This window comes from Arthrobacter sp. Rue61a (assembly GCF_000294695.2).
GTDB lineage: Bacteria > Actinomycetota > Actinomycetes > Actinomycetales > Micrococcaceae > Arthrobacter > Arthrobacter aurescens_A.
Map to the genome: position 1 here is coordinate 2,556,261 of NC_018531.1, position 12,034 is coordinate 2,568,294.

The 12,034-nt window shown below is 61.1% G+C and carries 10 protein-coding genes; 5 read left to right on the top strand and 5 right to left on the bottom strand.

Annotated elements, in window-relative coordinates:
- Positions 1-12: 12 nt before the first annotated feature.
- Positions 13-1,278, top strand: a complete 1,266-nt coding sequence (gene epsE, locus ARUE_RS11585; RefSeq protein ID WP_014921914.1) for an exopolysaccharide biosynthesis GT4 family glycosyltransferase EpsE — start codon at positions 13-15, stop codon at positions 1,276-1,278.
- A complete protein-coding gene (locus tag ARUE_RS11590) occupies positions 1,275-2,609 on the top strand; it encodes a hypothetical protein (protein ID WP_014921915.1) in 1,335 nt (444 codons plus the stop codon). Before epsE ends, ARUE_RS11590 begins: the two co-directional genes overlap by 4 nt.
- Here the strand turns inward: ARUE_RS11590 and ARUE_RS11595 are convergent, their stop codons facing one another.
- From ARUE_RS11595 to rfbB, 4 genes are all read right to left on the bottom strand, one after another.
- A complete protein-coding gene (locus ARUE_RS11595; RefSeq protein WP_014921916.1) occupies positions 2,610-3,446 on the bottom strand; it encodes a glycosyltransferase in 837 nt (278 codons plus the stop codon).
- Positions 3,443-5,359, bottom strand: a complete 1,917-nt coding sequence (locus tag ARUE_RS11600) for a WecB/TagA/CpsF family glycosyltransferase (protein WP_014921917.1) — start codon at positions 5,357-5,359, stop codon at positions 3,443-3,445. The genes ARUE_RS11595 and ARUE_RS11600 overlap by 4 nt, the downstream gene beginning before the upstream one ends.
- A gap of 173 nt (positions 5,360-5,532) precedes the next feature.
- Positions 5,533-6,942, bottom strand: a complete 1,410-nt coding sequence (locus ARUE_RS11605; protein ID WP_014921918.1) for a sugar nucleotide-binding protein — start codon at positions 6,940-6,942, stop codon at positions 5,533-5,535.
- A gap of 3 nt (positions 6,943-6,945) precedes the next feature.
- Positions 6,946-7,944, bottom strand: a complete 999-nt coding sequence (rfbB, locus tag ARUE_RS11610) for a dTDP-glucose 4,6-dehydratase (protein WP_043471321.1) — start codon at positions 7,942-7,944, stop codon at positions 6,946-6,948.
- A 53-nt stretch (positions 7,945-7,997) separates the two neighbouring features.
- Between rfbB and rfbA the strand changes: the two genes are divergently transcribed.
- Positions 7,998-8,864 (top strand): glucose-1-phosphate thymidylyltransferase RfbA, encoded by an 867-nt coding sequence (gene rfbA / locus ARUE_RS11615; protein WP_011774852.1) that lies wholly within the window; start codon positions 7,998-8,000, stop codon positions 8,862-8,864.
- A gap of 6 nt (positions 8,865-8,870) precedes the next feature.
- Here rfbA and ARUE_RS11620 read toward each other — a convergent pair whose 3' ends face one another.
- Positions 8,871-9,803 carry an aldo/keto reductase gene (locus ARUE_RS11620; protein WP_011774853.1) on the bottom strand — a complete coding sequence of 311 codons (933 nt, stop codon included), beginning with the start codon at positions 9,801-9,803 and terminating at the stop codon, positions 8,871-8,873.
- A gap of 52 nt (positions 9,804-9,855) precedes the next feature.
- On the opposite strand from ARUE_RS11620, the gene ARUE_RS11625 reads away from it, so the two are divergent.
- Positions 9,856-10,689 carry an undecaprenyl-diphosphate phosphatase gene (locus ARUE_RS11625; RefSeq protein ID WP_011774854.1) on the top strand — a complete coding sequence of 278 codons (834 nt, stop codon included), beginning with the start codon at positions 9,856-9,858 and terminating at the stop codon, positions 10,687-10,689.
- Between the two features lie 15 nt (positions 10,690-10,704).
- Positions 10,705-11,982 carry a cysteine--1-D-myo-inosityl 2-amino-2-deoxy-alpha-D-glucopyranoside ligase gene (mshC, locus tag ARUE_RS11630; RefSeq protein ID WP_014921920.1) on the top strand — a complete coding sequence of 426 codons (1,278 nt, stop codon included), beginning with the start codon at positions 10,705-10,707 and terminating at the stop codon, positions 11,980-11,982.
- Positions 11,983-12,034 lie beyond the last annotated feature (52 nt).

Consider the following 12,034-nt stretch of genomic DNA (forward strand, 5'->3'; position numbering starts at 1 on the left):
GAAAGGTGGGACATGGTTCGTTTCGGCTACTTCGTGCCTGAGTTCCCAGGACAAACACACGGCTTCTTTTGGCGTGAGCTTCGGGCACTCAAGCAGTTGGGACTTGAGCCGGAACCGGTCTCAACCCGGCGGCCGCGGCAATTGGCTCTCCTGCCGGAGTGGGCACGCAATGAAGTGGCGGCCACCCACTATTTGACACCGCCCAGCATCAAAACCTTCATGGGCGGGGGCACAAGAGCTTTTCGCGCGGTGGCCGGCGGCCGCCTGGGCGCCATCGTCCGCAGCGCGGCCAGTCCCTACGAGTCTTCCCGTGACCTTGATAGCCCGCGGCTGGGCTACGCAGTTGCACGCGCCGCGGCTCTGCTCTGGGCTGGCGGGGAACTTGCCCGACACGCGGAGACACGTCAGTGGGACCACGTCCATGTGCACTCATGTGCAGACGCCGCACAAGTAGCTCTCTTCGCACATGCCATTTCCGGTATACCCTACAGCCTGACCCTGCACGGCCCTCTGAGCGACTACGGGCCCAACCAGCTCCGCAAATGGCAAAACGCCGAGTTCTCGGTGGTCATCACGGCACGGCTGCTGGCCGAAGTCAGGGAAGCCTTGGACGGCCATCTGCCCGGAGAAATCCGGGTAGCGCCCATGGGCGTGGACTTGGACACCTTTAAACGTGTGGCACCTTATAAACCTTGGTCAGGCCAGGGCCAAGCCAGGATTTTCTGTTGCGCACGGTTGAATCGAAGCAAAGGCCATGCGGATCTGCTCAAAGCAATCACCATAGTTATGAGTTCCGGCTTTGATGTGCACCTGACATTGGCCGGTGAGGACGAGCTCGGTGGTACTGGTTACCGACAGGAGCTTGAACGTCTTGTCCGCGAGCTTGGATTGGAACGCAACGTGCGTTTTTTGGGTGCGGTCCCGGAACACAAAGTCCGGGAAGAACTTGCCGCAGCGCATCTTTTCGCCTTGGCGAGTCACTCAGAACCGCTCGGAGTCGCCATCATGGAAGCCATGGCCATGGGAGTGCCCGTCGTAGTGACATCCGCGGGAGGTGTCCGGGAACTGGTAGTGGGGGGTGAGAGCGGAATTCTGGTGGAACCCCACAACCCCGGCCGGCTCGCGGAGGTAATTTTCGAACTCCTCCAGCATCCCGACAAAGCCTTATCAATCGCTGAACAAGGGCGTTCCAGGATTGAACAGGCTTTCGATGTCAGAACCAGCGCGCTCGTACTGGCTGAACTGATGGAATCGAAAATCCGGAGAGGCAGAACATGAAGCCGCAAACAGCATGGGTCCTGGGTGCCGTTGCCATTGCGAGCATTGTCCTCGCAGTTGCCGCGGCTGGCGGCGGTGCCCCACCTTCTCCATCCGCGACCAGCGCATCCAGCGCCTCGCCGACACAGAATGTCACCGCGGCGCCGATAGCCCTTCGCCAAGTAGACGGCGGACAGGCCTACTACGCCCAGTTCAGAGCCGGCCTTCCCGCTGTGGATTCGTTCTTTCCCATCGGTGTGTGGCTGGAAAGTGTCCTTGACAAGGGAAACGTGTCCATGGACTCCGATGCCGGCATCAACACATACGTGGAGCTCACTGCCAACTCGAACGTTCAATTGATCCGGGACTCCGGTATGTTCGCACTGCCTTCCTTCCCGCATGAAGCCGCTGCCGGCTACACGCTCAGCGACGAAGTGGACATGTGGGCGGGCCCGGGCGACGCTCAGTGGACAGGCAACTACCCTGGCGAGGGACCCGTCTGCTCACCGGACGGAACACCGTGCGGCTACACGATCCAAAGGGACCGCCGTGCCTTGGCCCCCAAAGAAGCCATGCTCTACGCCAACTACGGCAAAGGCGTTACGTTCTGGGAATCCGACACGGTAGCGGCAAAGTTTGTCAGAGGCCTCCAAGACGTGGTGTCTGCAGATAACTACTGGTTCACGGATCCCAATATCTGCGGAAAAGGCGAGGGCGGAGCAATCGTGGACTACACCCGGGATCTGAACCCCGACGAGTGCAGGCTCGCAGCAAACTATGGCTGGACCATAGACCGGCTGCGTGCGCTCCAGGACCCATCTGCAATGATCCCCGTCTGGGCCTTCATCGAGAACGGTCATCCATCAGGTGATGTAGAGGGGACTAAAACCATTACTGGCCCAGAGCTGCGGGCCGCAGTTTGGAGCAGCCTCATCCACGGCGCCCGCGGAATCATCTACTTCAACCACAACTTCGGCGGACCCTGCGTAACCCAACACGTCATCAGAGACTGCGGCAAAGACATCGTTCCCACGCTAACGAACGTCAACAAGCAGATCACAGCCCTGGCACCGGTCCTGAACGCGCCATTCCTGGACAACGCGGTCACAACAACCGGCCCTGTAGACCAAGCCACGAAACTCCACAACGGCAAGGTCTACGTATTCGCAGGAGCGAACAACAACACAGCCGGAGCGGCAACCTTCACCGTGAAATGCGGCGGCAGCACCGCCGTCGTGATCGACGAAGACCGAACCATCCCCATCGTGGACGGAACCTTCACAGATACATTCGCAGACGGCAACGCCGTCCACCTCTACCGCATCGAAGGCGGCGGCACCTGCGGCTTCTGACTACCGACTACTCTCGTCCCGCTCCCAAGCGGGCACCACTTTGCGGGAGAACAGGGGACGACGGCGGCCCGCACCGGCGAATACGACGTAAACGGCGGCATCAAACGCCGTCAGCGGCCCCCTCACCGAGGCGAGCAACTCACGTAGAGTCCGAGCAGCAGACGCACCACCTGATACTCGATCCTGCTCCCCGTTCCCCCGATATGTCCGCCTGAGGACAGACAACAAAGCGGTGCACGTCCGTGGCGTCCTGACCACCACAGGCTCGGTGGGCAGCACTGCCTTCTCTTCATCAGAAAACAACCGGTCTACGTAGTAGTCATCACCTGTTAGCGCAGGGAAAGTCCCCAGCCGCTCATGTCCTGAATAGCTCAGGGCATACGCACCTGCACCCCAGAGCCCCTGGGCGTTTCCCGGTATCCGACACCGGGCGCGGTAGTAGGCCCGGACCAGCCACGAGGCACCCGCAGTGTCATAGCGGAACGCAGGACGTGCGGCCAGCACTGTGTTGCTCTCCAGCGCCCCAAAGACCGCACGAAGCGCTGGGGCGCTGACCTCGATATCGGCGTCCAAGTAGAGGCGGGGCCAACGCTGCGTTGCTTGGTCACCAGCATTCAACGCAGCAGTCTTGGATGCCTCGGCCACATGAAGGACGCGGACACCCTCACACCGGGACGCAACGGCCTCAGTGCCGTCCATGCACCCATTACAAGCCACCACGACATCAACAGTGCCCCACTCGATAACCTCCCTCAACGCCTCAAGCGTCCGGCTTATAACGTTGGCCTCGTTATGGGCCGGGATAATGACAGCACCCTGGGGATGGGACCCGGTCATGGCATAGCTGCGGTCGTGGTCCGCGTAGCGTGGGGCAAGGCCTCCCAACGCCGCTGACTAAGGACCGCCAACGCTGCATCCCGGTGTCCGGGTTTGTTCAAACGGGCAACCTCCGCGGCCAGGACCGCACCCCGGAAAGCCAGCGCACGGCCGCGCCCAAGATACTTGTCTGCATAGCGGACCCGATTAACCGACATCAACGCAGTCAATTGGGGTGACGTGCCCGACCCCCCACGTTCGTGCCACATCCGGGCTGCAGGCTCAAACCAGATGGAGAAACCCGCGTCCCTCACCCGGTGGCAATAATCCGTTTCTTCCGAATACAGAAAAAACTGCTCATCCCACGCACCCACCGCATCAGCCGCCTCGGCACTGATCAGGAGAGCCGCACCCGTAGCCCAGTCAACACAATGCCCGTGCAAGTAACTCTCCGGGTCAAAGTCCATCTCAGACAACCATCCCGGTCTGGCCTTCACATGACTGCCCAACGCCGCGTCACCAAGCGCTCGCAGAACGCCCGGCTCGCGGCGCAACGACGGGTAGATACTTCCGTCATCGTCCAACAGGACTGGAACAACCATGCCGGCCCCCAGCTCTTTCATCCGCCTAAGCATGGCGGCCACTGCTCCAGGTTCTACGCGGAGGTCCGGGTTGAGGACTAGGTAGCTGCCAGCCTGGCCGGCCACGGACAACGCGGTGTTGATACCGCCGGCATACCCGAGGTTTCCACCCGTGCGAACTGCTGTGACGTCGGGATGGTGCGACAGTTCAAGGAGGGTGCTCTCATCGGGAGAGTTATCTGCCACCACCACCTTGATCGACTGATCCGTAGTTTCCTTCCGCAGGCTGGCGAGCAGCGGCCCGACATCGTCGGCATTGTTGTAGGTGACCACAATTACGGCGACGTCGGCCTTCTCGGTAACAGACACGAAAGGTCCCGGAGCCCGGCTGGGCACGGGTTCCGGGACGGCGTATGCGGTGGTGGAAAGCAAAGTTCTGGGCTCGATGTCGGAACTGCTCCACATCCGCAACTTCACGTACGCCTCCGGCCCCTCCACCAAATAGCGGCGTGCCAACCGGCGTGGCTCCAGCATCAGGCGCCATGCCCATTCGAGGCTGTGCGAACTGGCCCATGAGGGAGCACGCCGGACGTTCCCCGCCAGGAAATCCACCACGGCACCAAACGCCAGCAGGACCTTGGCGCCTGTCAGGTGGCCGTACTCGGCTATCCACAGTTCCTGTCGGGGTTTTCCCAAACCAACCACCAGGACGTCGGGGGCTGCCGCCCGTATCTCCTGGGCGAGCTTGCGGGAGGCTGCGGCATCCCCCAGCGTGGACCTGGCAGGAGCCCACCAACCAACTACGTTCAGCTCAGGCCTCTCCGTTGCAAACTTCCCCGCGATCAGTTTCTGGGTCTCTTCTGAACCTCCCAGGAACCCCAGGCGCAAGCCCCGTGCCGCTGCGCCTGTCAGGAGGGGGTGAATGAGGTCGCTGCCGGCAAGCCGGGGCCACGTCCTCGACGTCAGGCGCCGCGCCTCGGTGGCCAGGGGTGCGCCGTCGATCAGGGTCAACCATTCGACAGGTGCGGGCGGGTCCAAGGTGCCCATCCAGCGGCTTCCGGTTCCGAAGTGCCGGACATGATCCAAATTTGCGGAGCAAACGCCCAGGGGTGGCGCATCGGGGGAGCCAGCACGATCCAAAATTTCCCGAATCGCGCCGTCAGCTTCCATGAGCCTGACCGGGACCCCGCCCAGGTTCACCCAAGGAGCCCCCGCCACCGGCTCTGCGGAACCGGCCACACTTTGGTGCCGCTGATGACGCGGGCTTCCGGCTGTGACACCACGTCGCGGGTAAAGGTGGGGGACTACCCTGTGGAGCAGATCTCCAGTGGGCAGGATTTTCGGTAGCAGCATTCTCGGCTCCAACTCAAGGCATTACCATGTGGCCGACGACCCGAGGCTGCTGCACTGCCTGGATCGTCGGTGGCGGACCTGTGCCGCCGTGTCAACATGTTCATTTGAGTTGTCTCCCGGCCTCCTGCAAGAGGCTGCCGTACGGCTACTTTAGGACGTTTCGCAGGACTCCGCTAGAGCTGCAGGCTCCTGAGGAACTCAGCGAGGCGCTGAGTTGCCGCCGGGGGATCAAAGCCGGTGGCACGGATCTTGGATAAGTCCAGGACGCTGCTGCGGGGGCGCGGCGCAGTTCCCGGCCCCATGTAGTCCGCGGTGCTGATGGGCGTCACCCGTTCCGGGTCCGCTCCACTCAACCTGTACACGTCCCGCGCAACTCCGGCCCAGGACTGCCGCTCCCCGCCATTACTGAGGTTGTAAGTTCCGTAAGGGGCTTGATGATCAAGCAGGTGCCGAATTCCCGCAGCGATGTCTTTTGCGAAGCTCAACCGCCCCCATTGGTCATCCACTACCGATGGCGAGGCGCCCTTGGCCGCCAACGATGCCATGGTTCGAACAAAGTTTCTCCCCTCGCCCACAACCCAACTTGTCCTGACGATGTAGTGCTTCTGCACTGCCGCTACCGCCGCGTCACCTGCGGCCTTACTCTGACCGTAGACTCCCAGGGGAGTGGGCACCTCATCTTCGAAGTGGACCTCTGCTGTGCCGTCGAAAACGTAGTCACTGGATACATGGACCAATGTCAGTGAATGCTCGACGGCGGCACGCGCCAGGCGGGAAACAGCAGTTGCGTTGATGTTCCAGGCAGCTGCGCGACCTTCCGGAGTTTCGGCGGCATCCACCGCCGTGAACGCGGCGGCGTTGATAACCGCGGAGTAAGAGCGCCAGTTGACGGCGCGGTAGGAGGCCTCAGAGGTGATGTCGAATTGCGCGCGGCCAGCGAACTCCACCGTGGCGTCCCCTTCGAAGGCATGCCGGAGTGCTGTGCCTAACTGGCCCTCAGCTCCAAGGACCAGCGTGCGGCGCCCCGGCATGGGAACAACGTCCGCGAGGCGCGGATGCTTCTTGTCCTGTGGAGACAGAATGGCGCTCTTCAAGGGAATCGGCCAGGGCACGGCGACGTGTTCGTCGGCAAGGTTGAGGAAGGTGTAGTCCCTCTGCGCCTCCGCGCTCCAATGGTCGTTGACCAAGTACGTATAGGCGGTGTCGTCTTCCAGAGTCTGGAAGGCGTTGCCTACGCCCCGCGGGACAAACACGGCGTCGTGGGCAGTCAGTTCAGCGCAGAACGAGGTCCCGAACGTTGGACCTTCGCGGAGGTCTACCCAGGCGCCGAAGATGCGGCCGGAGGCCAAGGACACGAACTTGTCCCATGGCTCGGCATGAAACCCACGAATCGTTCCGCGTGCTGCGTTGAAGGAGATATTGTTTTGCACCGGCCCGAAGTCCGGGAGGCCTATGTCCCGCATCTTGGCCCGGTGCCAGTTCTCCTTGAACCAGCCTCGTTCATCACCATGAACTGCCAGTTCAAACAGCAGCAAGCCTGGAATGGGCGTGGTCCTCGAGTGCAGTTGCTCTCCCGGTTTCACGCCTTAATGTCCTTGGCCTGCGTATTTGGACTCTGTGGCTGCCTTTTGCGGCCGCCACCAGTGTTCGTTGTCCCTGTACCACTGAACCGTGTCCGCCAGTCCGGCGTCGAAGTCCGAATATCGGGGGGCCCAACCAAGCTCGCGTCGAAGTTTGCTTGAATCGATGGCGTAACGGAGGTCATGACCGGGCCGGTCGGTCACCAGATCATAAGCATCGCGGGGTTGTCCGGCGAGCGAGAGCAACATCTCAACCACCTCGCGGTTGGACCGTTCACCGTCGGCGCCTATCAAGTAGGTTTCTCCCACGCGGCCGCGCTCCAATATTGCCAAGACTGCGGAGGAATGGTCCTCCACATGGATCCAGTCACGAACGTTCCGCCCTTTGCCGTAAAGGCGTGGACGGTCACCGTCAAGGATGTTGGTGATCTGCCGCGGAATGAACTTTTCCACGTGCTGATAGGGGCCGTAGTTGTTGGAGCAATTACTGATGGTCGCCCGGAGGCCGAACGAGCGCACCCATGCGCGGACCAACATGTCCGATCCCGCTTTAGTAGCTGAGTATGGACTGGTGGGACGGTAGACGGACTCTTCAGTAAAGCGGTGAGGATCGTCCAAGGCCAGATCTCCGTACACTTCATCAGTGGAAATGTGATGGAAACGGATGTCATGCCTGCGCGCCGACTCTATGAGAGTGAAAGTTCCCAGCAGGTTGGTGTCAAGGAACGGACGGGGCTCCGCAAGGGAGTTGTCGTTATGCGATTCAGCTGCGAAATGGACAACTGCGTCTACGGAAGAGGTTAGTGAGTCCACCATGGCGGCATCGCATATGTCACCTTCGAAGAAAGCGAACCTGCTTGACGGCAGTCCTGAAAGCGATTCAATGTTGCCGGCATAGGTCAGTTTGTCCAGGACCGTGACATGGAGGCGGGTGTGCTCCATGATGTAGTGAACGAAATTGCATCCGATGAATCCGGCCCCGCCGGTGACAAGGATTCTCTGCATGGCCATAGCGTAACCGCCGAATACGGTGCTGCGCAGCGGGAGAGGACAGTTAGATGCGCGGAATTATTCTTGCTGGCGGTACGGGTTCCCGGCTTCATCCCATAACGCTCGGAATTAGCAAGCAGTTGGTTCCAGTCTTCGACAAACCCATGATTTACTACCCGCTTTGTACGCTGATGCTGGCCGGCATCCGCGACATACTGATCATCACAACGCCAACGGATGGCCCTCAATTCGAGAATTTATTGGGAAATGGCTCCCAATTCGGGATCAACCTCAGCTACGCCCGGCAACCAACGCCCGACGGGCTTGCTCAGGCGTTCATCCTGGGGGAGGAGCACATCGGAAGCGGCAAAGTGGCCCTTATCCTGGGCGATAACATCTTCAACGGCCCCGGCATGGGCAACCAGCTCCGGCACTATGCCGATGTGGACGGCGGTGCAATCTTTGGCTACTGGGTCAAGGACCCGTCTGCCTACGGCGTGGTCGAGTTCGACGACCATGGCATGGCCGTCTCCATCGAAGAAAAACCCACCGTTCCCAAAAGCAACTATGCCGTTCCGGGGCTCTACTTTTATGACAACAACGTGGTTGCCATGGCCAAGGACCTGAAGCCATCCCCGCGCGGGGAACTGGAGATCACGGACATCAACAGGACGTATATGGAGCTCGGCCGGTTGCATGTGCAGAAATTTCCCCGTGGAACCGCATGGCTGGACACCGGTACATTCAGCGACCTGAATGACGCGTCAAACTATGTCCGTACCACCGAGAACCGGCAGGGTTTGAAGATTGGTGCTCCCGAGGAGGTGGCTTGGCGAATGGGGTATCTGACCGATGACGAGCTCCGCCAGCAGGCCGCCAAGCTCGCCAAGAGCGGCTACGGGCGATACCTGTTGGACATCCTGGATCGCGAATAGGCTGGACTACGCTGCAGAAACGTCCTCGAGAGCGCGCGCAATCTCAGCCGGCAGCGCCGTCAATTGAGCGTCCAGGAGTTCCTTGAGCTGAACAGCGTTTCTGGGCCCTACCACTGCGGTGGAGACGCCGGGCCTGGAGAGCAGCCAGCTCAGCGATACGTCCATTGGTGTCCTCCCCAGCCCGCGCGCTGCCATGGCCACAGCTTCCACCACGCGGGATGGCCGCGACTCGAGGTACGGCTCTACGTAGCCAGCAAGGCGAGTCTGGGCGGCACGCGAATCAGCAGGAATTTGTCCACGGTATTTGCCGCTCAGCACACCACGGCCCAAAGGCGCCCATGCCATCAGCCCCAGTCCTGCGTCTTCCACGGCAGGGATGAGTTCGTCCTCGGCTTTGCGCTGAACGAGCGAGTATTCGGACTGGTTGGCCACCAGAGTGAAGCCGGCCACTGCCGCTGCCTTGGCCGTCTGCCAGCCGTTGTAATTGGAGATACCCACGTAGCGTGCACGCCCGCTTCGCTGGGCTAACTCCAATGCTGAAAGGGTTTCGTCCAAGGGCACGTTCGGATCCCACTCGTGGGCGAACCAAATATCGATGTAGTCGGTGCCGAGCCTGGCGAGGCTGGCATCAAGGGCGGACAACATCGCGCCGCGGGAAGCATTGATACTGCGCCTGGAGTCCGACGACGACACGCCGGCTTTCGTGGAAATCACAATTTCCGATCGGGCCACCACATCGCCCAGCATGGACCCCAACATGGCTTCTGCCCGGCCTTGGGCGTAAGACGCTGCCGTGTCCACAACAGTGCCGCCGGCGGCAACGAATTCATGGAGCAGTTCGGCAGCGTCCTGCTCGTCGGTCTCCTGGGCCCAGGACATGGTTCCAAGGGACAATGAGGACACACGGAATCCACTGTTTCCGACATAACGCTGCTGCATAGCAGTTAGCTTACGGGGAGTTAGAGGACTTCATGACGTAGGGTCTATTCACGTGAACTGGATAGAAGCAGCCTTGCTGGGCCTGGTGCAGGGCCTCACCGAATTCCTCCCGATTTCCTCGAGCGCACACCTGCGGATTGTCGGATCATTCCTTCCGAATGCCGCAGACCCCGGTGCTGCCTTTACGGCCATAACGCAGCTGGGAACTGAAACCGCCGTGATTGTCTACTTCTGGCGTGACATAGTACGGATCGTCCAAGCATGGTTCGGCTCCCTCACAGGCAAGGTGGAGCGCAACAATCCGGATGCCCGCATGGGTTGGCTGGTCATCCTGGGCAGCCTGCCGATCATCGTCCTGGGCCTGTTGTTCCAGGACCAGATCGAGTCGGTGCTGCGCAGTATGTGGATCGTCGCCACCATGCTGATCGTCTTCGGCATGATCCTTGCTGTTGCCGACGCCGTTGGCAGGCAGGAGAGGGATCTCACGCAGCTGAGCTACAAGCACGGCATCCTCTACGGCTTTGCACAGGCCATGGCCTTGATCCCGGGCGTTTCCCGCTCCGGCGGCACCATCACCGCCGGCCTGCTCATGGGGTACACACGTGAAGCAGCCGCCCGGTACTCCTTCCTCTTGGCCATACCGGCCGTGTTCGGCAGTGGCCTCTACCAGCTCTACAAGACAGTTTCCAACGAGGGACTCGCTGGTCCCTATGGCCTCCCGGAGACTGCGCTGGCCACAGTCATCGCTTTCGTGGTGGGTTACGTCATCATTGGCTGGTTCCTGAAGTTTGTCTCCACCCGCAGTTACCGGCTGTTCGTTTGGTACCGGATTCTCCTTGGCTTGGCCTTGTATGTCCTGCTCGGTTTCAATGTGATCAGCGCCTAGCACTAAGGTTGAGTAGTGAAATCGTGGACCTCCCGCCCTGTTCCTGAGCTGCCCGGCAGCATGCCGCAACTACGTCTGTACGACACAGCCCTTGGCCGTGTGGTGGACGTCGAAAGACAGCCGGAACAGTCGATGTATGTCTGCGGCATCACGCCGTATGACGCCACCCACATGGGACACGCAGCCAGTTACGTGGCTTTCGACCTCCTGAACCGCGCCTGGCGCGATGCCGGCGTCCGGGTGTCCTACGTCCAGAACGTCACGGACATCGATGATCCGCTCTTGGAGCGGGCCACGGCCACTGGCGTGGACTGGCGCGAATTGGCGCAGAGCCAGATTGACTTGTTCCAGACAGACATGGACGCTTTGAATGTCCTCGCTCCGAACCATTACATCGGTGCGGTGGAGGCCATCCCGGACATCGTTCCCGCCATCGAGCAGCTCATTGCAGACGGCGTGGCCTATCGCGTTTCCGGCTCCGAAGGAGAACCTGACGGCGATGTCTACTACGACGTCGAGACGGCAGGCAAGCGCTCGGATGCCACTGACGCTTGGACGCTGGGCGACGTCTCCGGCCTCGGCGAAAAGGAGATGCTGGAGCTTTTCGCTGAACGGGGCGGCGACCCCACCAGGGCCGGGAAGCGCCATGCCCTCGATCCTTTGCTCTGGCGCGTCGCCCGTGACGGCGAGCCGAGTTGGCCAGGTTCCACCCTCGGCGATGGCCGGCCTGGCTGGCACATCGAATGTACCGTGATCGCTCAGAAGTACCTTCCCGCTCCCTTCACCGTTCAGGGCGGTGGCTCGGACCTGGTGTTCCCGCACCACGAAATGGGCGCCGGCCACGCCTATTCACTGTCCGGAGTCCCGCTGGCGCGCCACTATTCACACGCCGGCATGGTGGGGTTGGACGGCGAAAAGATGAGCAAGTCCAAGGGCAACCTGGTTCTTGTCTCAAAGCTTCGCGCTGCCGGTGAGGAACCTGCGGCAATCCGCCTTGCAATCCTTGCCCACCACTACCGCTCTGACTGGTCGTGGACCGATGCGGAGTTCGCCGAAGCCAAGGACCGGCTCAAGCAGTGGCGTGCGGCACTGGATCATGCCCCGGCCGGATCCGCCGCGGCCCTCATATCAGCCATGCGCGATGAACTTGCCAATGACCTCAACGCTCCAGGTGCCATAGCCGCCGTCGACCATTGGGCCGCGGAAGCTATTCGCTCCGGCTCGGACAAGTCCGAGCAGGACACCGCGCTTGTCACGGATGCCATCGACGCTTTGCTTGGGGTTGAACTCTAGGCCACAAAAGAAAACGCCAACGGCCCTGACTTCGTGTCAGGGCCGTTGCTGG

Excerpts from the sequence above, each read along its gene's own strand:
- ARUE_RS11620 (WP_011774853.1), bottom strand. The coding sequence starts at position 9,803 with ATGCAGCAGCGTTATGTCGGAAACAGTGGATTCCGTGTGTCCTCATTG.
- epsE (WP_014921914.1), top strand. The coding sequence starts at position 13 with ATGGTTCGTTTCGGCTACTTCGTGCCTGAGTTCCCAGGACAAACACAC.
- rfbA (WP_011774852.1), top strand. The coding sequence starts at position 7,998 with ATGCGCGGAATTATTCTTGCTGGCGGTACGGGTTCCCGGCTTCATCCC.
- ARUE_RS11595 (WP_014921916.1), bottom strand. The coding sequence starts at position 3,446 with ATGACCGGGTCCCATCCCCAGGGTGCTGTCATTATCCCGGCCCATAAC.
- ARUE_RS11600 (WP_014921917.1), bottom strand. The coding sequence starts at position 5,359 with ATGCTGCTACCGAAAATCCTGCCCACTGGAGATCTGCTCCACAGGGTA.
- rfbB (WP_043471321.1), bottom strand. The coding sequence starts at position 7,944 with ATGCAGAGAATCCTTGTCACCGGCGGGGCCGGATTCATCGGATGCAAT.
- ARUE_RS11590 (WP_014921915.1), top strand. The coding sequence starts at position 1,275 with ATGAAGCCGCAAACAGCATGGGTCCTGGGTGCCGTTGCCATTGCGAGC.